This window comes from Rhodopirellula halodulae, from assembly GCF_020966775.1.
In the GTDB taxonomy this organism is placed as follows: Bacteria; Planctomycetota; Planctomycetia; order Pirellulales; family Pirellulaceae; genus Rhodopirellula; species Rhodopirellula halodulae.
This window is the reverse complement of record NZ_JAJKFV010000029.1, coordinates 1,913,901-1,937,359: the sequence shown is the minus strand read 5'-3', so window position 1 is coordinate 1,937,359 and position 23,459 is coordinate 1,913,901. Positions and strand designations below refer to the sequence as shown.

The following is a 23,459-nucleotide window of genomic DNA, read 5'->3' as shown; positions in this document are numbered from 1 at the left end:
GCGGCAGACTTTGATGCCAGTCAATGAGACCGCCTTAAAACAGCAAATGAAACCAACGTCGAAAATCGACATCGAGGGAAACGTTGACGCCATCAGCTGAAATTTGGTAGCGAAGTTCACCATGGATGTCCTCGTACAGTTCCCGATCACGCAATTCCCCGGTTCACGGAGATGGTTGCGTTTCCGTTTCACCAACTCGCCACCGCGAGTTTGGCGGGGAATTGCCCATGCAATGTGCTTGGTGGGACTGTTCATTCTGGCGCACATGACGGAAGTGGCTCACGCGGACGAAACCAAGTTCCACGATAGATCGCAGCACAAACAGCAGTTTGTGTTGCTTCGCAACGACCGAGTCATGACTGGGCTGGTCGAAGTGACCGGCGAATCGATCGTGATTCACAAGGACGGATCAGAAATTCGCGTTCCCGCGAAGGATGTGATCGGTGCTCGCGACGACCTGCATGCTTTGTTCGAGCTTCGTCAGCAGTGGATGCGTCCACGAAGTTCACAACGCCCCGAACAACGAGCCCTATCTGCGGCCAAATGGTGTGTGGACCAAGGGCTCTATTCGGAAGCCACCAAGCAGTTGCTCACGATCTATCAAATCGATCCGCAATCCCGCGAAGCACAGCAAATCGAATCTCGACTGCGGCACGTCACGAAGCCTTCGGTCGCTAATGAAGTCAATCCTTCGCCGGTCCAACAAGCAGGATACGTCGAGTCGAAACCGAAGAAACTTCAGGAACTCCCCGCCGGACACTCGGTGGAATTGATTTCCGCCGTCAGCACCACCTCCGACGAAGTTCATCGGCAAGACGATCTCAATCCAATTCCGACCTCGCAACCAAGCAACGATTCGCCGGAACTGGACAGTCTGCATCGCGAGGTCATGAATTCGTGGTTGCTGCACGCGTTCACCGCTCGGGTGCAACCCATTCTGCTGTCGCAATGTGCAAGCTGCCATCGCGACGGTGGTGAGGCTTCAGGTTCTCTGCAGTTCGTTCGTCCGCTTCACAGTTCTCGCCCGAACCGAAGGATCACTGAAGCCAATCTGCGATCCGCCTTGGCCGCCAGCGTCCCCGGGTCACCGGAGTCGAGCCCTCTGATTCAAATGGCCAAACGCAAACATGGTTCAGACGGCCCCGGCCAAACCGCGAGCGTTCCGCTGCAGGGTGATTCTGTCTTGCTTTTGACACTCGAAAGCTTCGTCGCCCAACTTCCACAATCGGTCTCGGTCAGCAACCAACCGAGCGAACCCAGCTCGTCTTCCGCTGCTGTTCAACCCGCCACATTTGTCGAGAACGACGAAACGGAACCGATCCAACCAAGCGATTCGCTCGAGTCGACGACTCAAAAAACTTCTCGTTCACAGATATCGACACCAGAAGCGACTTCGCGGCCACAGCGGCTTCCAACGGTGGAGCAGCCACACTCCAAAGACCTGTTCAATCGGCAAACCGAATTGTTAGAGATGTTTCGTATCGGTGGTCCAACCCGCGAAACGGGTCCTCGTTTGTCGCCCCGTTAGCAACCGGACGATCCGTTAGACCCGCCAAGAAACATCCTCGTTGGTGAAATTGACTGCAGAGCCGGCGACGCTGCTTTCTGGACACCAACGCGACGATCGAAGCCGCAGGACTGCCTGAAATGTTGTTTCGAAGCGAACCTTTTGAATCGGCATCGCTCTCTGCTGCTGAAAGATTCAATCAGAATGAACCAACGCTTATGAGCCGGCACGAAGAGTAGCGATCCTCTGCATCCATCGGCTCCATCATCTACAAGGAAACCATGATGGATTCCGTCGACACAATGCACGAAATGCTTCAGGTCCAGGGACCAGCAATCGCGACGCTGCCCGTTGGGGACGATCATTCCCCGATCACAGTGATTGGGACCGATCCAATTCGTGAAAGTTTTGGCAGTCAAACCTTTCAACAAGCCATCAACAGTCGCTTGGCTCCCGGTGTATCCCGCGTGGTTCTGAACCCGGACGCACACGTGGGCTACGGCGCACCGGTTGGTTGCGTCATGGTTTCGCCCAGCCACGTTTATCCTGGTCCGGTCGGCGTCGACATCAAGTGCAGCATGAGTTTGTTGCAAACCAATCTGCCCGCCGAAGAAATCGCGGACCAAAAAGTTCGTCGACGCATCATTCAAGCCATTGCCAAACGCGTCCCCACCGGTGCGGGACGCGGTCAGCGACACGCCCCCAAAAGCCGAAGCGTCGACGCGGCACTGGGATTCCAATTGGCAACCGAGGGTGCCTCGAAATCCGTGCTGAAGAAACTTGGCATCCCCAAGAGTTGGGCTTCACGCTGCGAAGACGCCTCGCACACGGCGCCCGATGGTTCCGTCGACACGTTGGCGGCACGACTGGATTGGATGGGACGCCAGCGTGACAAACGGGATCGGATCGAGAGCAAATACCGTCAACTCGGAAGCTATGGCGGTGGCAACCATTTTGGTGAAGCCGAGGTGGTCTCGCTTTCACAAGACCCTGAACTGCGTGCGATCGGCGAGCAGTGGGGATTGCGAGATGGTCAGGTCGCGTTTCTGTCACATTGCGGCTCTCGCGGTTTTGGTCACGACTTAGCGATGGGACAGTTCCGCGCCATGAAGGCACACTTCCAATCAACCGGGCTGGCTTTCCCCGCCGGTGACCCGCAATTGGTCTACGCGGAAGCGGCATCCCCGGAAGGCCAAAAGTACCTCTGCGACATGGCCATGGGAGCGAACTTCGCAACGGTGAATCACTTGCTGATCAACCAACTCGTTTTGGAATCATTCCGTGACGTTTTCCCTGGCGTCCAAGGCGAACTGATCTATTTCATCAGCCACAACATTGCACGCCAAGAACCGATCGATGGCAAACTACAGTGGGTTCATCGCAAAGGAGCCACACGTGCATTTCCCGCAGGACACGAACAACTCGCGGGAACAGACTTTGAATCAACTGGGCATCCGATTCTGTTGCCGGGCAATCCTCGCGATGGTTCCAGCATCATGGTGGCTCGACCGGGTGCTTCCGTCTCCGCATTCAGCGTGAACCACGGAGCAGGGCGACAACTCAGTCGTACGAAGGCCAAGAAGCAATTGAACCAATCCAACGTCGATCAAGACTTATTGAATCATGACATCATCAGCAATTGCCGAGCCTACCCACGGGACGAGGCGCCGGATGCCTACAAAGACTTCAACGAAGTCCTGGCAAGCGTGCGGCACGCTGGACTCGCCGACGAGGTAGCTCGGTTGAAAGCAAAATTTGTGCTGAAGGACGGAGCCCCTGCCGACGACTGACGTGATCCAACAATCACGATGAAGCACCAAACTCTAGCGATTGCTGGAGGCCGCTTTTTGGGCCGCATTACTGATCGCTTGTTCGTTTTCAATCACCAGAAAGTGCCCGTGATCGCTGGTCACAAACACGGCGGTATCGTCCCAAGCGTTTTGCTGTGTCACCCAATTCACGACGGTTTCAAAAGCTTGTTCGCCACTGAACACCGCGCCAACGCTGTTGTCCAAGTTGTTCGCGTGGTTCGCCCAGTCCACGTCACCGGCTTCGATCAGCAACCAGAAACCCGGAGCCTTTTCTTTTTCGCTGGGTCGCTGCTTCGAGGATGACAACCACTTCAATGCGGATTCGGTCATCTGTGACAAATTTGGGTTCTCAATCAGATCCGCCTCGTCGTAGCGTTCGGTGCCTTTCACATCAAAGGTCGGGTTGAAGTTGCCGTCGGCAGTTTGAAATGGCAGGTGCCCGCCCTTCGTCCCAAAGAATCCAACTAAACGTTTGCCTTCTTCGATGGCCTGTTCGGTCGCTTCATTCAGGACCTCCGCACCGGAACGCCCCTCCGTTCGTTCGACCAACAGATAAGCGTTCTCCTCACCGTCCTTTGAGTCGCGTTTTAGGGCCTCACGATCCGATTCGTGGAAGTACTTGTTGCCGGCCATGAAGTTTTCACCTTGGGAACCATCCTTGCCAACGCCTTCGCCCCAACCTCCGCCAATCAACAAATCCAATCCGGGAAGAGGATCCTTGCGATGCGATGAAGAAGGTAACCCAACCAGATCACGAGTGATGTCTTGGTAGTCTTGCCGGACCACGTTGTTGGCATAGGCGGAACCCGGTGTCGCGTGACTCACGGGAACGCTGGTCACCACACCGACTCGGTAGCCTTTCTTTTGAAGCGTTCTGGCGATGGGTTCAGCAAACTTCCCATCCGGCATGACGTTGATCGAGCCGTTGTATGTTTTCACACCCGCCATCAAGCTGGTTGCTGATGAGGCGGAGTCAGTGAAGGTGTGTGGCACCTCGCGATCTTGGCCGATGACATACTCGCGACGCGATTGCTCGTGCCATGGCATCGGGCCCGCATGTTCCGGCGAGAACCCTCCGGTCGACTTCCCGGGTGCCGCGGTGATGGTTTGCGAATTGACATCCAACTTGGCCCCCGATGAGTACGGCGTGGTCACGATGAACGCGAAATCGGTTTTGACTCTGCGGTAATCCTGGAACAGCAATCCGGTGCCACGACCGCTGTCATAGCGATTGGCTTGATTGCGATACAGCGACGCGGCTCGCGTTGTTTGCCAATCCATGCCATCAAAGATCATCAAGATCACGTTGCGTTTGCCGGATTCGATTGCTGCCATTTGCAAGTCATACACGTCGACCTGATCGTGATAGTTGGCCGCGGGATGAAAGGTCCGCTCATCGACGCGACCAAAGTGTTCCCGCATGCGTTGAGCGTTTGAATACAAACTGCCGCGTTCTCGAAGCTCATTCAGCGTGTACCCAAACGTATACAGCGGTATCAAACGGTTGCTGTGATTGGTCCACGTGCTGTATTTCGCCGGATTGCTTCCCCAGTGCCCCCAAGGCGCGGACTGCTTCTTCATGGCGTTGGACTGCATGTCACGCAGTGGGTCGACCAAGTCCTCTTTTTCTGGCCCTAGATCCACCAGAGTCTTGGCTTTGTCCAACAGCTTCTTGACGGTCTCCTCCGCCGAGACAGAGTGGCAATCGAAAACAAACGGGCCGCAGAGCAGCAACCCAAACATGGTCAACGACGTGGGCAACAACGACTTGGGCAACAAGGAATGCTTCGGTGACATGTGAATCGGGCGGGAAAAGAAGGTGGGTGGGGAGGCGGGGGACACAAAGCGAATCGACGTTTCGGAATCCATCCGCGATACAGCACATCCGTCGAGATACGCTTCGCTGTGGAACAGATTCGCGGCTTCGGTCTGACGCAAGATCCTACTCGTAAAGTCGTCGAAGTGTCCGCATGGCGATGCCAGAAACTTGGCAGCGACATTTTGACATGAGATCTGGAAGAGGAAACGGATGAGGAAGACTTGGGGGAATAGAGGGAAAATGAGCCGCCAAAACTCAGCATGAAGCGAATTTCCACCCCGCCGCGCTCCACAATTTCCTTGACGATCGGTCTCAGCAGCCGTAACCTCTCAATCACCGCTCTGACGCACGAACGCTGGGCAAAACGCTTCCTTTTCGGGTTCGGCCAGAGTTACCAAGCACGGAGGATTTGCATTGGTATGACGAGCGTAGACCCTCATCCGCGTAGAAAGCTGCAGGCGGCCGCCGCCGTAACGCAAACTCATCATTTGGATCCCTCCGAATGCTTAGTGCTGATCAACGCGGCGTTTCTGCAAGAAATTAAAGACAGCAACCCAAATCTGTGGTTGGCAGCGGCCGAGTTGCGGGCCCTCTGCGAAACGGAAGATTGGAACCCGGAGGACTCCGCCCAATCACTCATCAAACGATTTGTACGTGCCCTCGGCGAAATTCGCGACTTGCTCTCGTTGCAATTCGGCCTGGAAGAGTCCTATGGTTACTTGAAGACCGCTGCACCGCCCCCCCAACTGGGAATATTCGCGACCGATTCGGGCGAATCACAAGCTCAACTGCACGAAGCACTCGAACAGCATCGACGGCTCTACCTCGACCTGTGCGATCTCATCGAACAGTCCGAGGAATTACAATATCGTGGTTGCGACCGCACCGCTGTGGTGTCGTTCGCCGAACAAGTTGCCCACTTCACGCGTGAGATGACACGTCATGAACGTCTCGAAGCCGAACTGATCGAAAGGGAGCTTTAGAATGCTAGGTGATTCACGCACCAAACCAATGGAAATCCTGTTGGTGGAAGACGGCCTCGTGGACGCGCGTGTTACGATTCACGCATTGCGTCGCAGCGGGCTGCATCACCGACTCACGTTGGTTCGAAGCGTGCACGAAGCGATTCTGTTCATGAAACGCACCGGCATTTTTGCTCGCGCCCCACGGTTGGATCTGTTGCTACTCGACATGATTCTGCCCGACGGAACTGGCATCGATGTGCTCGAAGAGATGTGCGAGCTGCAGCCGGATTCGGCCCGCGTCACGACGGTGGTTTTGACCGCCTGCGAAGAAGCTTCTTATCGAGAACGTTGTGACGAGCTTGGGGTCTACGACTACATCCAAAAACCAGTCAGCGAAGATGAATTCCTGCGAGTCGTTCGCGACCACAAAAAGCTGATGATTCACCTTCAACAAGCGGCCGTGTCAGCCGCAGCCGGCAACGCGGGCAATCATCCGTCGCACACCGGCGGCGGAATACAAGCCTGACCAGATCGATACTCGGCGAACCAAAGTTCGCTGAACCAACAATCGTTGCGATTCACTGACCGCTTGTGATGCAAATCACGAGCGGTTTTTCTTTGCCATTTGTGGTGCAGCAGTCCTGCAATTTCAAGACGTGCGAGCGGTGATCACTGAAGGCCGGCTCCGCCGATTTTGCAGGAACAGAGCCACCCGCATTCGCGACTCGTCCCCATGCAAAGGGTCCCACTCGCAAGACGCAGAAGACACCCGCTGTTTCGACGACGAAACTTTTATGCGCACGCATGCTGGCAACGTTGGACGGATTGATTGCCGCCCAGACATTTGCATCGCTTTGCAAAATCACGTCCAGCAACGCGGAGTAGACGCCCTGACCTCGCTGGCCTTTCTCAACCCTCGCGGCAAACAACCATCGTTGCTGCGTGTCCAGCGAGATGCGAACGTGTAGCTCGTGTTCATCAAACACGTCTTCCGCGATCCACGCTCCACCCAACGCGGGCGCGACGGGTGAGTCACGCTCTCGCCAAATGCCATGGGCTTTCGGCATCGGAGCTTCTTTCGCGGTGACGTCATCTTGGGATGGCGGTGAATACAACGTCACGCGCTCAACGGAAGCCAATTCGTCTGGCGTTCTCGATCGACGGGCGGCGAAATTTGCTGCTAGGTGCTCAGCCCCGGACGTTTCTCGCGCCGCCAAACGTACGATCACGCATCGGCGGTATCGCAGCAAAGACGCTGGTACGATTCGGCACCAAATGATGCCGAGCGTGTACAGCAGGCCGCGGCGGAACAAAGTTATCGCCCCATCGCCGCCTGACGGATTCGCTGAACCAAATCCGGATCGGGCTGGTTTAGCGTCATGACTTGCTCGCGTTGCTGACCGTTGGGATCTCGTAAGATCACGATCATTTCCGTTGCCGAAGTCCGAGGCTCTTTCGTTGCAGAAACTTGGGCGATTGGCGATGGGCTGCTTCCTGCCGCTGCCATGGTGAATTCGTTGCGAGGCGTCTGAGCAGGAGCATTCAAAGACTGCTCGCGGGTTGGTTGCTGATTGTTCGAGGCGATTTGCTCGCGAGGCATATCAGCAGCACCACCTTGGTAGAGGTTGGTCAGATTGATTCGATCCAGTTGCCAATAGACGGACCGCGGACCGGTGTAAATTCCAAGATCCGATTTGTAGTCAGCCGCGTTGCACACTCCAATCAGTACACCCCGATCGTCGAACAAACCTCCACCGCTGCGACCATCGATCGGGGCACCATCGATCTCCAAGTTCGACGCACCGATGTTTTGGTTGTACTTGTCGACGCCAGTGATTCGCGTGTCGCGACGACTCGGCGGATCACCGCGATCACAACCAAAGCTGAACGCCGTCTGGCCCACTTTGACGACTTCGCCAGCCGGCAATACTTTGACTGGTGTGACGGGGAACCCGGGACGAATTGCCACCAAACCAATGTCACGATCACCCGCGTCATAATCGACGACTTGTCCCATGACGGTTCGTACTTCGCCCGCAACAAACAAATCCACTTCGATTTTGTCTTTGCCTTCGCCGTCGCGGAAAAGGTGGCCGCAGGTCAGAATCAAAGCTTCATCGCCATTGGTGTCGACAATCGTTCCGGTTCCAGCACCGTAACCACGACCATCGAAGACTCGCAGTCGAACGGTGGCAGATTTTGCTTTCTCGATCGCATCGGCCAAGGACATGCTCGGCATGGGTTCCATCGATGCGTCTTGCGTGTGGGTCAACTGGGTGGCCGATTCCGCGGGACCTTGGTTGAGCGATTGCCAATCCGAATCCCACGGTTCACTCGCACGTTCTTTACGAATGGCTCGACGGGGACTTCGATCCACCGCGTTCTGACCCGAGGTCAGAGGTGCCAGTCGAGTTTGCGGTTCGTTGAGGCTGGGTTGATTGGTGGTGCTACGAGTCGGGATCAAAGGCCCAGCGGCGGATTGGCTGAGTGCATCAGTGAGCTCACTGATCGTTTGAACGCCCAACAGTCGCGTGACCTCTTTGCCCTCTCGCAGGACGATGTACGTCGGCGTGCTGCGGATACCAAAGCGGCGAGTCAAATGCGGCTCGCTCTGCACATCGACTTGGCGAACCGGGACTCCGCGAGCGATCAATTCCGAAACAACGGGCTTCATCGCTTGGCATGGGCCGCACTGTGCGGATGAAAACTCGAGCAAGATCGCGTCGCTGCCGACCGCCGTGGAAGCGAACGATTGAATCGCGAAACACACCGCCAAGCACTGAATGATCAGATGCTGACCAAACCAACGAAGTTGCCGCGATCGGTCGAGAACACCAGCCGAATGATGAGTCGTGTGCACTCCCGTCCCTCCTTGGACGATAGAAAAGTTTGCTCCGCACCGCTTGGAATCATTGCTATGAACCCAAGCCGTCGTGTTCGGGCGAGGAGTCTGATTGAGTCAGACCGCGATCCTTCGCGACCTCAACTCGTCCTCGTCCGTCGCGCGATACTCGGAGATCCACACACGCCGCGGCAACCCCAATCGAAACGGCCCTTTCGCGTTTCTTGAGTCTTTTCCAGAAGAAAGCAAAAAAAGCTCTGATAATTGGCGTGAAACCGCCGTTTCACGGTGTTGGCTGGCGAAGCGAAGTCACTCGCCTCGAATCACTCGGCTTTCTCGAGCCCGCTCGCCTTGGCTTCTTTTTCAGCTTGCTCTGACAACCGTTTGGCTGCCTCTTTCTTCGCCGCAGCATTCTCTTTGTCAGCCTTCTTTTTCGCGGCTGCTTCGGCGGCCTGCTGCTCCGTCTTCTCAGCCGCAATCGGATCGGCGATGTAAGGCTTGCCGGCTCGATAGCGATCCAAAATCTTGGAGGCAAACGTCTTGGCGTCTTCTGGTGCCGACTCGACGACCTTCTCTTGCCAACCGACGGCTTCCTTGAATTCACCCTGTGCCGCCAACGCTGCCGCCAGGGCAGAGAGATCGCTCACGTTCCCATAGCCGTTCAGCTCGCAAGCCTTTTTCGCGGCTTCGACAGCGGCATCTGGATCACGCAGCGATTCGTCTTCGGTGGTCGCCAACAACCAGGCTCGGTTTTGGTGCGCCAATGCATATTCCGGGGCCAGTTCAATGGCTCGGTCGTAATCCGCCAAGGCGTCCTTGGCTTTGCCCAATTGATAGCGGTTGTAACCACGGTTGTTCCACGCCACCGGGTCCTTTTCATTCAGTTCCAATGCCGCGGAAAAGTCCGCTGCCGCCGCCGCGTAGTTATGCTGCTGAAAACGAATGTAGCCACGTCCCATAACGGCCGCGACATCCTCCGGGTTGTCATCCACGATCGCGTCGTAGTCCTCGATCGCCTTTTCCATCTGCCCCGCGGATTTGTAGGCCAACGCTCGCTGCCGCAACAAACCAGCGTTTCCTTCACGAACCTCCAAGGCCTCGGTGTAGTCAGCGATTGCCGCGTCGAACTTACGCTGGGCCATGCGGACGGCGGCACGGTTGATGATTGGGGTGATGTCTTCGGGATCCAGTTCCAGAGCCCGTTCGTAATCCTTGATCGCTTTCTCATGTTCTCCGCGAGCAGCGTGAAAAAGTCCTCGACTGCTATAGGCGTGAGCCTCTTCGTATCCCTTTTCGATGGCCTCGTTGAAATCCGCCATCGCCTTTTCTTGCTCGCCCAAGGCCCACCAAGCGGAAGCTCGTAGCGTATGGTAACGTCCCTCGTCCGGATTCTCTTCAATCAGCTCGGAGTAAATGCCGGTCGATTCCGCGAGCTCCACGGCGTTCACCTTGTCCACGGCGCCACGCGTGCCGTCGTGAGTCACAATCACGTAGTCTTCACCGCGATCTTCAACCACCGTCAAAAGGTCACCTTTGGCGATGACATCTACGACCTGATCCTCTTTCGCAAATTGCATTTCCACACGAGCCACGACCGGTTGCCCAGGCTTGGCCGCCCGGATCGGCGTCGCATGCAAGGCGTTGAAAAGCAAACAAACGACGGCGAGTGGCAACAAGCGACTGATCATTTGTGGTGACTTCAACTGTGGTGAATTCAACAAAGTGTTCATGTATGAGTGGAAGGGTTCAGAGTCATTGAGTCGCCGCTGCTCTCGACAATTCGTACGCCTGGGCTGCCGGCGAGGCCCACATCGCGTTGCCGGGCAATCGTCGATTGGCGGGTCAGCAACGCTTGGCAACCAGAGACGTGCCGTCATTCGACCGTGCAACTCCGGCGTGCGTCTCAACGAAACTCTATCAATCGACCGCCCAAGCCACGAGAGACGGGGACGAAAAAACCACCGCCCGCGAGATGAATTCCCCTGGAAATTTCGCACTCGGCGGCCGGATCAGCCACGGCACGGTTGACCTTGCTGAATCTACGTGCTGTAGGATGTTTGCGATGACTGCAACGGATGTTCCGGTTGCAACATTTGAGAGGATTTTTCCGACCTGAACGATTGTAACCTGGTTGGGTTGATCTAATCTGATGCATCGAAAGTGGGTGAGTGATCCCCCAAATGTCCGTCCTGAACTGCACGAATGTGTGGCTGCATCGCCGATCGCCGGCGTCTCAGTCACCCAATCAGCGGTGTGGCTGCTATCTCAGCGAGCCAGCGGACCGCACTCGGCACACAACACACCGTCGTTTTTGACTCATAGAGGATTTCACCAGTGAATTTACGATCCATGATGGCGGGGGTCGCCGCGGCGTGCCTCGCTTTCACCGCGACCATTTCGATGGCTCAGTGCATGCCATGTGGAGGCTGCTCCGATCCGTGTGGCGTATCCACCTCCGTCGTCAGCAGCGGTTGCGGCGGTGCCATTGGCTGCGGCCAAGGCTACGTCGTTCCCAGTGCAAGCTACTCCGGCGGATACGCCAGCAGCTGCGGCACGTCCGTGCTGGGCGGAACTTCCGTGGTTCAATCCGTTTCGCCGGCCCGCGAAACGATTTGCGAACCTGTCGTTGGCTATCGCGTTGTGATGAAGCCGACCTACGTGACCGAAACCCGCATGGTCAACGTGACGGAAAGCCAACCGGAAACTCGTTTCCGTACCAAAACGGTTTACAAGACCGTGCCCGGGACGGAAGAGAACTACCGCACGAAGGTCGTCAACGTTCCAAAGACCGATACCAAAACCATCAAATACTCGGTCTTGGTTCCTGTAAAAGAAGAAAAGCAGGTGCAAGTCACGGAAAGCGTTCCGCAGTGGAACGAGGTTCCTGAAGAGTACACTGTTCGTGTCCCAACCTTGGTCGATGTGCCAGAAACCTACACGGTCAAAGTCGCCAAATTGGTGGACGAGAGCTTCACTTACACCGTCAACGTTCCTCAAGCGGTCACGACTCAAAAGACCCGCACCGTGGTCAATGCGGTTCCGGTCACCAAGAGCCGCACCATCGAAGTCGCCGTTCCCACAACGACGATGAAAACGGTCACGAAAGACTACGGCCACTGGGAAGAACAAGTCGTTGAAGTGGCCGCGGCTCCCGTGGCGACCAACGTTGCTTACTCAAGCGGTTGCCAGCCTTCGCTCTCGTCGTCTTCCGCTTGCGGATGCGTCAGTCGTTGCGGCGGATGTCGCTCCTGTGGCGGTTGCGTTTCCTCTTGCGGTGGATGCAACACGGGTTGTGGCCAATCGTACGCAGGCTGTGGCGGAGGGGTGTCTTACGCTGCTTCCGCTTCCGCCGGATGTGGATCGGCAACCACCACCGTGACCAAACGTGTTTGGGTGCCCAATGTCGTGACAGAAGAAGTCCCGGTCACCACCAGCACCACCGAATCGCAGGTCGTCAACTACACCGTTTACGAACAACAGGCCACGCAGGTCCCTTACGAGTGCACCACGATCGTCTACCAACCTGAAACCCGCACGGGAACCAAGAAGGTTGTGAAGTACGTTGACGAGACTCGCACGCGTACCCGCAAAGAAGTGCAGTACAACGAAGAGACTCGCACCCGAGTTCGCAAACACCTGACGTACACCTCGGTGACCAAAACGGAAACCATCCCGTACGTGACCTACAAGACCGAGGAACGAACGAAAGAAGTCAGCTTCACCTACAACGTTCCGGAGTACACTGTCGAACCTTACACCACCACCCGCTACGACCAAGTCGCGGAACAGGTGATCGAGGAATACACGGTCGACGTTCCCGTGACCGTCACAAAAGAAAAGCAGGTCCAGGTCTGCAAGATGGTGCCAACCTTGGTGGAAGAATCCTTCACACCGTGCACCGAATCGATCAGTGCTCCTGCCGTTTCGGCGCCGATTCACGTTGGTCCTTCGGTCATGATGGGCGGTGATTCGTCCGGATGCTCGTCACCGATCATGTACCAGTCGGCACCTTCGGTTGGCAGTGGATGCGGCAGCTGCGGCGCGACCGTCAGCGCTTCGCCCTGCACCGGTTGCTGAATGAAATCAGCGGATCACCCGATTCGCGATCAGAACCTGGACCGAGCCACTCCACTCGGTTCACCTAACCCGCTCACGATCCGTCGTGGGCGGGTTTTCTTTTGGCCAATCGCAGTTGATTTCAGCACTCGTGTTTACACCACTCATGATTGCACTCGCGGTCGCCCACAATCACTCAGCAAGTGATCTCGAAATCAGAATTTTGGCGAACGCTGCATTGCCCAAATCGACTCGAGCGATTCACGACGAGTGGGCTTGTTCCAAACCGCTTTGACGCCGGCTTTCATCGCCAATTCAACCTGGTGAGGCGTGGCCATCCCCGTCATCCAGACATGCACTTCGGTGTCGTTGTCATGTAGTGAACCCGGCCCGCAAACAGAGCCATTGACTTGCGTTGATCGGTCCGGCGTCCAAACCGAATCGTCCCAAACCACGATGGCGTCTTGAATACGATCCGATTGAGATACCCCGTTGCGCCGCCAAGTCATGACGGGAACGGCTCGATTGTGTTGTCGACCAATCGACTCAACCGCATCAAAGATGGCGTCCGCGGTCGCCCACCAACGGGACACCAGAATGACGGGGCGTACAGCACAGGCAGTGCACTCACCATCCAATCCGGGCAACTCGCTCGAGTCGCTATCGCCACGTCCTGAAACAACACAGTTCCCTTCGGGCAATCTGGCAACTCCGTCGCGTGATCGTTCATCTGAACTGGCCAGCCAATGTGGCAACACCTCACTCGTGTCTCGCCAACTGATTGTCGCCACCCAATCGTCATGCCATTCATCGGCCTTGGATGACTTCGGGGACGTTAGTGTTGCTGTCGTTTGATTCGTCGCGGCGACTCGCGTTGGCAATTGAACGGAGGGAGCCACCAAAGGACCGATCCACCGCATCACGCGAGCTTCGGGGACCACGGCCCGCAAAGCTTGAACTTCGCCCGCCTCCAACGCGATGCGTTCGCACTGGACGATCAACACATGAGACACCGGCAAGCGTCGAGGTGCGTTGAGGAATTGCTCGATCGTCGGGAACGTCGAAATGGCATCGCAACCGGACTCGCAAATCGCACGAGCGGAACGCGTCAACGCATCGTCACAAGGACCGATCCATGCAACGATCCTTGGCTCGCCCGCGGATGCCGCGAAATCGACGGTGGGGGTGGGTTTAGAAAGCGTGGTGCTCATCTAGCGACATCTCAGCCTCGTTCAGGAGCGCCCACGTGTCCGCGGGCGTGTCACTCGCTCGCACCCCTTCCAAGAAGGCTTCATCGGAAACGATGCGGCTTAGCTTTGCCAAAATACGCAAGTGAGAACTGTCGTCATAAGAGCAGATCAAAAAGAAAATGTCGGTCAGCTGCCCCGTGTCTGAAAAGGGCACGGCTGTCGGACAAACCCCAAGAGCCACCACAGATTCAGCCAAGATCGATGTCTGCGGCCGTCGAGGGTGAAGCAACGCCACACCGCAGTCCAAGGCCGTCGGATGCAACTTTTCGCGACTGGCCACCGCCTCGGCCATCGCCGGTGCGTCCCACAACATTCCCGTGCGACTGGCCAATTCGCACATGTTGCGAATCACGCTGCCGCGAGTCCTGCCGACGAACGGATTGGCGATCAAATCGACTGGACAAAGCTCCGATAGATTTTGCGGCGGAGCATCGGACTGGCGATGCAGAACGGCTCGTACCTGATCCAGCTCGCCTTGGTCGCTCAGCCCGATGCGTTCTTCCAACCAATGGTGGATCTCGGCTTCGTTGAAACGCCAATCGCCGCCGACTCGGCGCCCCGGCAAATTGCCTCGCGTCGCCATTTTGCGAACTTGATCGGGAGTGATGTGCAGGTATTCAGCCAATTGTGGGATGTCTAGATCTTCCATTGCCCAAGCTGCCTTCTCGCTTCGTCGAGTGTTTCAAGTCCGGAATAGTTTGCAGGCCAGATTTATCTTGACGAAAGTTCGCGAAAATCGCTAAATCGACTCAAGTTTGTGAACTGACCGTGCCCGCCGTCTCCCAAGTGCATCCTTTTGGCGACTTCATCTCATCCCTTCGTCGCACCGCAGACGGGCGTCATCATAGGAGGATTCTCGCGAATCGTCTTTCCTACGATGCTTGCCCCCTGCACGATGCTGGCCGCGTGGGTGTGCGTCATTTCGATAAGCCGGCCGCAGCGAGTTCTCGCTCAAACAGGCTACGCAGAAACACCGCAAACCAACATGGCCCCCATCCAATCGCCGGGAATGGGTGGTTCGCCGTACGGATCCGGCGGTGTTGCCCCGCCGCCCGCAGTGGGTGGAACCGCGAATCCCGCGCCAAATGGTGGCTATGGAAGCTCGATCTATTCCAGCCCAAATTTCGCAACGCCTCCCCCACCCGGCACAGCACCGGTTTCGGGGTCGCTGTTTGACCCTTACGCCTCCGCCTCTTCGGCACCCAACTCATTCGCGGTTCCTCAATACACACCGAGCACACCGCCCGGAACCACCGCGCCACTTGGCTACCCGACGGCTTCGGCCGGCACCACAGGAGCCTATCCGCCCGCAACCGGCAACGCGGCCTATCCCAATGGCGGGCTGCTCAATGGCATTTTCTCCGGCGATCTTTTCCGCAGCAGTTCCACCACCGTCCCCTACCAAGGTGGCACGATCCAAGGCAGTGGGTTCAACACAGGCTACGGCGGCGGAACCGCGGTCCCGTACAGCGCCGGTTCGATTTACGCAGGCGCACCGCCGGCTTACCCGGGAACGGGAATGTCCTATTCCGGTGCGTCACCCTACGCGGGTGCCACGGTTCCTCCCGCGGGTTTGGATCCCTATCCAAGCGCCGCTTATCCATCGGGATCACCCTCGACCCTGTTCCCGGGTGGAATTTCAGGAACGCCCAACAGTTTGTTCCCCAGCGGATTCAGTTCCGCGGAAGCGATCAGCGCCTACAAATTGCTGCACGGCCCTCGTCTCCGACACACCTTCATCAGCGGCGGCGACGGCGCGACCGACCTGGGATACAACCAAACCGATGCATCCATTGGCTTCGCCTTCCCAAACTTTTTGTTCAGCACGCGACCGCTATTCGTTGTCCCGTCGTTTTCGCTCTATCTGTTCGATGGGCCTGCCACACCGCCCACCGTTCCAACACGGATGCTGCCGAGCAACGCATATGCGGCCTCGTTGGATTTTGGATGGCAAACAGATCCCAATCAGATGATCGGGGCCGAATTGGGAGTCCGCGTGGGGGCGTATACCGATTTTGACACCTTCAACAGCGACAGCATTCGGGTGTTGGGGAAAGGCTTGGCATCTTTCCGCTTGACCCCGACCTCGACGTTCAAAGCCGGGGTGTATTACCTCGATCGACTCGACGTGAAGTTGCTCCCGGCGGGGGGATGGTTGTGGCAACCTGATCCCTACACCCGATTCGATATCTATTTCCCTGAGCCCAAACTGGCAAAATACTGGCGAACGATCGGCACCCGAGACGTTTGGTGGTATCTGGCGGGCGAGTACGGCGGCGATTCTTGGACACTCAGCGATTCTTTGCTGGCTGCCGATGGCGAACGAGTCGATATCAACCAGATCAACGTGATGTTCGGATTCGAGTGGGGCCAGACACAGCTTTTGCGTTCCGGCCAACGCTCCGGATTTATCGAAGCAGGTGTCTCGTTCGACCGAGAATTGCTGTACGAACAGTCGATTGAGGGCAACACGAACCTCGACGAAGCGTTTATTCTTAGAGCAGGAATCGGCTACTGAGCCGAATTTCCCGCGGCGGCGAATTTGACGTTGCGTTCGCAGAGGGGCACGCTAAACTCCTGCGATTCAGAAACATTGGCCACCGCGATCACATACGATCAGGAAAGCATTTGTCGGTATGACGATTTCGAAAGAACGGAAAGAAGAAGTGGTTCGCGAGCACGGCGCCGCGGCCGGAGACACAGGGTCTCCTGAAGTGCAAATCGCGATTTTGACAGAACGAATCAACGGATTGACCGAACACATGCGAACCCATCGCAAGGATTACGCCTCGCGTCGTGGTTTGTTGGGTCTGGTGAGTCGTCGTCGCCGTCTGTTGGACTACGTTCGTGGGCAAGACCCACAGCGATACCTCGATATCATCGGTAAACTCGGTATCCGCAAATAAGTTGTGGCCGGGTGGTCGTCGGCGTGGCCGCGGCCACATGGCGTGCGTCCCCCCGGGCTCTTTGGTCCCGGGGCGGGATGGGGTCGCGGCATGCTTGCCAGCGACCCGTCAACGCTTTGGGAAAATCCCTCTCTGGATTTCAATCCTTCCCCTTCCAAATCAGTGAACGCGATCGCCGATTCACTGGCTTCCCTTTGACGTGCCTCCGTTGGCGACCGATCCGGTTGCATCGAGCCGTCTCGTCAAAGCAGCTCAAACGTGATGCCCGAAGGGTGTCCAACGCGATCCAACCAAATCACGCCCACGTTTGGTTGTCTCGAATCGTGACCTTCGTTTTGCGAAACCACGGTTCTTCATTTTGTTGTGCGGCGACCGTGTCGCCGTCTGTTCCCATCGGCTGTTGAGGCTGACGTGGCCTTGTCGGCCGGGGATGCAAAACGGGCCGGTTTCGGAGAAACCGTTCCAAATTGTTGTTTGTTGTGTAGATGCAGGAAAAGAGGTTGTTGTGAGTGTTCAAAAAATTCGCGTGGAGCGAAAGATTGGCGATTCGGTGCTGTCGTTTGAAACAGGCCAAATCGCGAAACAAGCCGCCGGCAGTGTGCTGGTGCAATACGGCGAAACGGTCGTGCTGGTGGCCGTCGCCTCCGGTGCTCCTCGCCCGGGAATCGATTTCTTCCCATTGATGTGTGATTACCGCGAGCGTTTGGCTGCGGCTGGCAAATTCCCCGGTGGATTCCTGAAACGCGAAGGCCGCCCAAGCACCAAAGAAATCCTTAGCTCGCGATTGATGGACCGCCCGATCCGTCCGCTGTGGCCCAACGGTTTCAAAGATGAAGTTCAAATCCAAGCGACCGTCATCGCCAGCGATTTGCAAAACGATGGTGACGTCTTGGCAATGATCGGTGGAGCCACCGCTTGCCATATCAGCTCACTGCCTTTCCAAGGTCCTTTGGGCAGCGTGCGAGTCGGCAAGATCGATGGCAAATTGATCGCCTTCCCGACCGCGGACCAACTCGAAGAAAGCGAGTTGGACATGATCGTCAGCGGTAGCCGCGAAATGGTTGCCATGATCGAGGGCTTCGCCAACGAAATGCCAGAAGACGAGATGATGGAAGCCATCACGTTCGCACACGATGCGATTCGCGAAGTCATCGATCTGCAAGAAGAGTTCTACAACAAGGTCAGCCCTGAAAAGGTTCCTTTCGAAGCTCCTGAGGACGACGGATTGTTGCAGCGTCTGACCGACGCCTACTACAACGACTTCAAAGCGGCTCAGCAAACCTCGGGCAAATTGGCTCGCCAAGACGCCGTTCGCGAAATTCGCGACCGTGCCATGGCCGACGTCATTCCTGATCCAGACGCCGATGGCGCTGTCTGCATCAATCGCTTCAAGACCGTGTGGCACGACCTGGAAGAAAAAGTCGTTCGTGACCTGATCTTGGCTGGCACACGTCCCGACGGTCGCGATCACAAATCGCTGCGTGCGATCCACTGCGAAACGGACTTGCTGCCCCGCGTTCATGGTTCGGCCATGTTCCAACGTGGTGAGACGCAAGCACTCATTACCATCGCTCTGGGAACCAGCCGTGACGAACAACGCGTCGACGGCCTGCAAGACGAGTACAGCAAGAAGTTCATGCTGGACTACAACTTCCCGTCCTACTCGGTTGGCGAATGCCGTCCGATCCGTGGCCCAGGCCGTCGTGAAATCGGACACGGATGCTTGGCGGAACGCAGTGTGGCTCCCGTCTTGCCATCGGCGGACGACTTCCCTTACACGATTCGCGTGATCAGCGACATCACCGAATCCAACGGTAGCTCCTCGATGGCTTCCGTCTGCGGTGCAACTCTTGGCCTGATGGCCTCGGGTGTGCCGATCAGCAATCCCGTCGCCGGGATCTCGGTCGGTCTGGTTCGCGAAACCGACGACAACTGGTGCTTGATCACCGACATCCTCGGAACCGAAGACCACTTCGGTGACATGGACTTCAAGATTGCTGGTACGCAAAACGGCATCACCGGGATCCAGTTGGACCTGAAGGTCACCGGAATCGCCAACGACATCATCCGCGCCACGCTGAAGCAATCTCGCGAAGCTCGGATCGAGATCCTCAAGAAGATGCTGACGACGATCCCACGTCCTCGTCGCGAAATCTCGCCAACCGCTCCTCGTTTGCTCCGCACCAAGATCTCGCCCGACAAGATCGGTGCTTTGATCGGCCCCGGCGGCAAAAACATCCGCGGTATCCAAGAAACCACCGGTGCCGTCATCGAAGTTGATGATGAAGGAACCGTCTTGGTCGCCAGCAGCAACAAAGAATCGGCGCAAGAAGCCATGCGTCAGGTGGAAGCCTGCACCGCGACCGTCCAGATCGGCAAAATCTACGACGGAACCGTCAGCAGCATCAAAGAGTTTGGTGCCTTTGTTGAAATCCTACCTGGACGCGACGGATTGGTTCACATCAGCGAGATGAGTGGCGGCTACATCAGCAGCCTGGATCAGGTGATCGCCGTCGGCGATGCAATGAAGGTTCTCGTGATCGATGTCGACGAACATGACCGCGTGAAGCTGAGCCGTCGCAAAGCTCTGGAAGAGCTCGGCGAAGACGATCCATTGGCCGTTGAAGGCGAAGGATCCAGCGACGGTGAAGGCGGAGGTGACGGCGAAGACCGTCCACGTCGTCGTCGTGGCGGCGGTGGTGGCGGTCGAGGCCGCGGCCCACGTCGCGGCGGTGGTGGCGGACGCGACCGCGACTGATCGCTCACCGTAACTCGCGCTTCGCGACTTAGGTTTCGCGACTTGCAAATGAAGCATCGAGTCCCCGGTGTTGGGTTCAACACCGGGGATTTTTTTGTCGACTCAAGGCGCGACCGGTTGCTTGAGGTAAGCCATCAAGTTGGCCATGTCATCTACTGACATCAGCTCATCAAAATTATTCGGCATCAGCGATCGCGACGACTCCTTTTGCAATTCAACGGAATCGGCCGTCACGCGTTGCGTTTTCCCATCCGAAGTTGTGACGCGTAGGATCGTCGCACTCTCTTCTGCAACTAAGCCGACCACTACTCGGCCGTCATCCAGCAGCAGGCTCTGAGTCCGAAAGGCCTGGTCGATGTTCCGATCCGGCAGCAAGACATCTTCCATCAGCCTTTCAAAGCTGCGTGTCACCGCTCCATCCAATTGCGGCCCAACGAGCATGCCTTCGCTATGAAGTTGGTGACAAGCCTGACAGTGCTTCGCAAAAACAGCTTTGCCAAGACTAGGGTCGCCGAGTTGCGAACGAACGGATTCCAGCTTCTGCGAGAAAGCCACCAGCTTGGCATCGTCATCGTTGATTTCTGAGACCAATTTTTCCACGCGGGCTTGTAGCGAATCATCGGCCCCCGCCGACAACAGTTGTTCGACATCAGCATCGGCTAGCAACTCTTTCGCCAAATGGCCATTCTCAATCGATTCAAGCAGTGTCTCGACATTCGCCCCACCACGCAGCCAATGACCAGCCAACTGAACTTGCTGTCGTGCGCTCAAAAGTTTTGCCACCTCGGCCAACACACCGGCTGGGTTCGATCCTGCATCGAGAATCGCTTGCAACACAGCATCGATGTTTTGCGGCGACAGGTCATGTCGCAGCGTAAATGCCGCTAGCGCAGCGTATTCAGCTTCACCGCCCAAGTTCGCCAGGGTTTTCGCCAAACGCAGCCTGGCAAGTAAACCAAGTTGTTCGTTGGCCAAACGCTTTCGAAGAACAGAGTCGAAACCTTCGGGACGAATTTTCTCGGCCCAATCCAGCAACCGCTTCCAACGCGAGGTCGATTCATTCGGCTCCAACCAAGCGGGATCAAACTGCCCCAATGCCACCCATGCGTACGCATTCCCCGCGTCGCCATCGACAGCCTCGATGCGAACCAGCTCGCCCTTCAGTTCGCCGGTATTCCAAACCACATGTTGAGCAACGTCGGATCGGGGCACCGACACGCGATGGACAACTTGACCGCCACTCGCCGATCGTAGCTGGACCACATTCGCATCATCGTTCGACTCACCGGGAGGCAGATTGTGCCCCGCGATCCAGAAAGAGATTCGCTTGGGAGCGAGCAACCAATCGCTGGCGAGGGTGCCGACATACGTTTCACCGAGTGGGAAGCTGCTACGCAACTTTGCAAACTCTTCGTGCTCCACATTGGGAATGGCTGCTGAAATCAGACGCGACTCTGACCGCCACTCCTGATCACCCGAGGCAAACCATGCGACAGGAATTTGGTCAGCCGATGTCAAATCAGCCCACTCGGCCTTGATCAATTCCAGAGCCCAATTTCGAATCGGAGTTGGAACATTTGCCGCGCGAGTTCCGCCAGCTTCGTAAAGAAGCCCCAACCACTGAAACGCACGTTCGGCATCGTCATCGGACAATCGCCTGGCCAAATCCACACAAGCTTCCAACTGCTTCGGCCTGGCTAGCGACACAGCGTGACCTAGCAATGCCTCGCTGGTTGCTTGGTCGACATTTGACGTCGCCAACGACTTCAGATGTTTCAAGATTGGTGTTACGACTTTTTCATCGTTGATCCCAAGCATGATCGAAGCGACCTCGCGATCCGACTCCGCATTCCAAAATGGGTCACTAGATGGCGTCCGAATCAGCAGATCGCGTATGGCGATACGAATCGTCTGCCGCAGCACCACATCTTCGTCGTCAACTTCTGCCAAAGAAGACAACAGACGATTTACATCGGAGACGTCCCCCCGTTGCCCAAGACACTCGGCAGCCGATCTCACCACATGCGAATTTTCATGCGCCAGCAATTCGCGAAGATCGGACAGAGTGAACTCACCTGAATTAACGTCGGTACTCCGACGAATTCGCGAAACCAACCGCTGTTTTTCGCTAGACGAATGCTGGGCATCCACTCGTGGCCCCATGTAACGAATCTGCCAAATCCGTCCACTCGTTCGGTCACGACCGGGATGCTCCAAAGGCACCTCATAGTGACCAATGATTTTATTGTAGAAGTCAGCAACGTAGATGTTCCCCGAACCATCCACTTGCAGATCAACCGGGCGAAACCACGGATCATCACTGGTCAAGAAATCAGGATTCGCCTCTCCCTTCGCGGTCGCCCCGTCAAACACACGCGAAGTCCAATTCAAGCGAGATGTCATCACATTGCCGCTCAAAAAACTCCCGCGAAGCGGAACGTTTGGCGAGTCCGGAGGAAAGTACTGAATCCCTGAAATCGCGGTGCTACCGTGCAAAGTCTCCATCATCGGCGGGAGAAACCCCAAGCCATCGTGCGGCAGGCCAAAGCTTGGATAGCATGCCCCCGCAATCAATTGTGTGATCGGTTTGCTGTGGCAATCCGCCGAATACCAATATCCCCATTCGTCACTCGTCATCCCAAAAGGATTCACCTGCCCCTTCGTGACTCGTTCAATTCGGCTCCCATCCGGACGAAATCGGAACGTGTTTCCAGACACCAGGGAAACCTCGTGTCCATCTCTACCTGCTACTTGACTGCGGTTGCTGAAACCGTGGCAAGCGTAGATCCAACCATCACCGCCATCCCGCATTGCGTTGATCATCCCATGCGTGTCGCGTGTCGTATCAAACGGCCCGAGAATGATTTCTCGCTCATCAGATCGCCCATCGCCATCGGTGTCTTTCAAATACCAAATGTTCGGAATGCTGAAGCACAAACATCCATCGCCAAATGGCAACACGCCCATGGGAATGTTCAAACCATCTGCAAAGGTGACGACGGACTCCGCGAAACCGTCTCCGTCTTTGTCTTCAAGAATCTTGATCGAGTCAGGCCCAACTTCGTCGTTCGCGACTGGGTACGGGTAGGCCACCGTGTTGGTCACCCACAATCTTCCGCGATCGTCCAACGCCATGTTCAAAGGTTTCGCGATTTGCGGCTCAGCAGCGAACAAACGGATCTCAAAATCCGGGGGCAGGTGAAAACCCTGCATCTCCTCCTGAGGTGATCGATGCCCCGTCGACCGCACTCCCTCGCCATACACCGCCGGTTCGGTGAGTGGTTCCTCCGCCCCGATGGGTGCCTCGGGCGAATGAACGGGTTGCTCCGCGTCCAAAACGACGCTTCGGCTACCGACAACCCAGCCAACGACAAAAATGGCCATCAACGACCATCGTTTCGCGGATTGCGGCAAGCGTTTCCGTATTCGACTCAACAACGAAAGGGTGGACGACATTGCTTTCCTTCAATTCGGCAGTTGGTTTTGGCTGGAAAACACCATACCCCAACCCATTTCAGCATTGGTGGTTTACAATGTGTTTCCTT

15 protein-coding genes are annotated in these 23,459 nt (G+C 56.5%); 8 read left to right on the top strand and 7 right to left on the bottom strand.

Translation table 11 applies throughout. The features are described 5' to 3' along the window. Nucleotides 1–121 precede the first annotated feature (121 nt). Together LOC70_RS19990 and LOC70_RS19985 are read left to right on the top strand one after the other, a co-directional pair. Complete coding sequence (locus tag LOC70_RS19990; protein ID WP_230255739.1) at nt 122–1,528, top strand: hypothetical protein; 1,407 nt, start codon at nt 122–124, stop codon at nt 1,526–1,528. A gap of 260 nt (nt 1,529–1,788) precedes the next feature. Further along, entirely contained in the window at nt 1,789–3,297 is a 1,509-nt protein-coding gene (locus tag LOC70_RS19985; RefSeq protein ID WP_390889059.1) for an RtcB family protein, read from the top strand. Nucleotides 3,298–3,330: 33 nt separating this feature from the next. Here the strand turns inward: LOC70_RS19985 and LOC70_RS19980 are convergent, their stop codons facing one another. Beyond that, nucleotides 3,331–5,061, bottom strand: coding sequence for an alkaline phosphatase (locus LOC70_RS19980; protein ID WP_449314300.1), 1,731 nt, complete (start codon nt 5,059–5,061; stop codon nt 3,331–3,333). 336 nt (nt 5,062–5,397) lie between these two features. On the opposite strand from LOC70_RS19980, the gene LOC70_RS19975 reads away from it, so the two are divergent. Together LOC70_RS19975 and LOC70_RS19970 are read left to right on the top strand one after the other, a co-directional pair. Continuing rightward, on the top strand, nt 5,398–6,120 hold the full coding sequence (locus LOC70_RS19975) for a hypothetical protein (protein WP_230255737.1): 723 nt from the start codon (nt 5,398–5,400) through the stop codon (nt 6,118–6,120). Nucleotide 6,121: 1 nt separating this feature from the next. Beyond that, the gene (locus tag LOC70_RS19970; protein ID WP_230255736.1) at nt 6,122–6,628 is read left to right on the top strand and encodes a response regulator; all 507 of its coding nucleotides are present in this window, start codon (nt 6,122–6,124) and stop codon (nt 6,626–6,628) included. Between the two features lie 52 nt (nt 6,629–6,680). Here the strand turns inward: LOC70_RS19970 and LOC70_RS19965 are convergent, their stop codons facing one another. The 3 genes from LOC70_RS19965 to LOC70_RS19955 form a co-directional block, all read right to left on the bottom strand. Then, the gene (locus LOC70_RS19965; RefSeq protein ID WP_230255735.1) at nt 6,681–7,241 is read right to left on the bottom strand and encodes a hypothetical protein; all 561 of its coding nucleotides are present in this window, start codon (nt 7,239–7,241) and stop codon (nt 6,681–6,683) included. A 176-nt stretch (nt 7,242–7,417) separates the two neighbouring features. Further along, a complete protein-coding gene (locus LOC70_RS19960; protein ID WP_230255734.1) occupies nt 7,418–8,962 on the bottom strand; it encodes a trypsin-like peptidase domain-containing protein in 1,545 nt (514 codons plus the stop codon). A 305-nt stretch (nt 8,963–9,267) separates the two neighbouring features. Next, nucleotides 9,268–10,674: a tetratricopeptide repeat protein gene (locus LOC70_RS19955; RefSeq protein WP_230255733.1), complete on the bottom strand. Its 1,407-nt coding sequence runs from the start codon at nt 10,672–10,674 to the stop codon at nt 9,268–9,270. 670 nt (nt 10,675–11,344) lie between these two features. Here LOC70_RS19955 and LOC70_RS19950 point away from each other — a divergent pair. After that, on the top strand, nt 11,345–13,021 hold the full coding sequence (locus tag LOC70_RS19950) for a ferredoxin (RefSeq protein ID WP_449314299.1): 1,677 nt from the start codon (nt 11,345–11,347) through the stop codon (nt 13,019–13,021). A 194-nt stretch (nt 13,022–13,215) separates the two neighbouring features. Here LOC70_RS19950 and LOC70_RS19945 read toward each other — a convergent pair whose 3' ends face one another. Together LOC70_RS19945 and LOC70_RS19940 are read right to left on the bottom strand one after the other, a co-directional pair. Further along, nucleotides 13,216–14,211 (bottom strand): hypothetical protein, encoded by a 996-nt coding sequence (locus LOC70_RS19945; protein WP_230255731.1) that lies wholly within the window; start codon nt 14,209–14,211, stop codon nt 13,216–13,218. Continuing rightward, nucleotides 14,192–14,899: a PTS sugar transporter subunit IIA gene (locus LOC70_RS19940; protein ID WP_230255730.1), complete on the bottom strand. Its 708-nt coding sequence runs from the start codon at nt 14,897–14,899 to the stop codon at nt 14,192–14,194. Before LOC70_RS19940 ends, LOC70_RS19945 begins: the two co-directional genes overlap by 20 nt. A 246-nt stretch (nt 14,900–15,145) precedes the next feature. On the opposite strand from LOC70_RS19940, the gene LOC70_RS19935 reads away from it, so the two are divergent. The 3 genes from LOC70_RS19935 (at nt 15,146) to pnp (ending at nt 19,914) form a co-directional block, all read left to right on the top strand. Continuing rightward, nucleotides 15,146–16,768 carry a hypothetical protein gene (locus LOC70_RS19935; RefSeq protein WP_315857320.1) on the top strand — a complete coding sequence of 541 codons (1,623 nt, stop codon included), beginning with the start codon at nt 15,146–15,148 and terminating at the stop codon, nt 16,766–16,768. A gap of 118 nt (nt 16,769–16,886) precedes the next feature. Continuing rightward, the gene (rpsO, locus tag LOC70_RS19930; RefSeq protein WP_230255728.1) at nt 16,887–17,156 is read left to right on the top strand and encodes a 30S ribosomal protein S15; all 270 of its coding nucleotides are present in this window, start codon (nt 16,887–16,889) and stop codon (nt 17,154–17,156) included. A gap of 505 nt (nt 17,157–17,661) precedes the next feature. Next, nucleotides 17,662–19,914: a polyribonucleotide nucleotidyltransferase gene (gene pnp, locus LOC70_RS19925; RefSeq protein WP_230255727.1), complete on the top strand. Its 2,253-nt coding sequence runs from the start codon at nt 17,662–17,664 to the stop codon at nt 19,912–19,914. A gap of 102 nt (nt 19,915–20,016) precedes the next feature. On the opposite strand, the gene LOC70_RS19920 is transcribed toward pnp, so the two are convergent. Then, the gene (locus LOC70_RS19920; protein ID WP_230255726.1) at nt 20,017–23,370 is read right to left on the bottom strand and encodes a PVC-type heme-binding CxxCH protein; all 3,354 of its coding nucleotides are present in this window, start codon (nt 23,368–23,370) and stop codon (nt 20,017–20,019) included. Nucleotides 23,371–23,459: the final 89 nt, after the last annotated feature.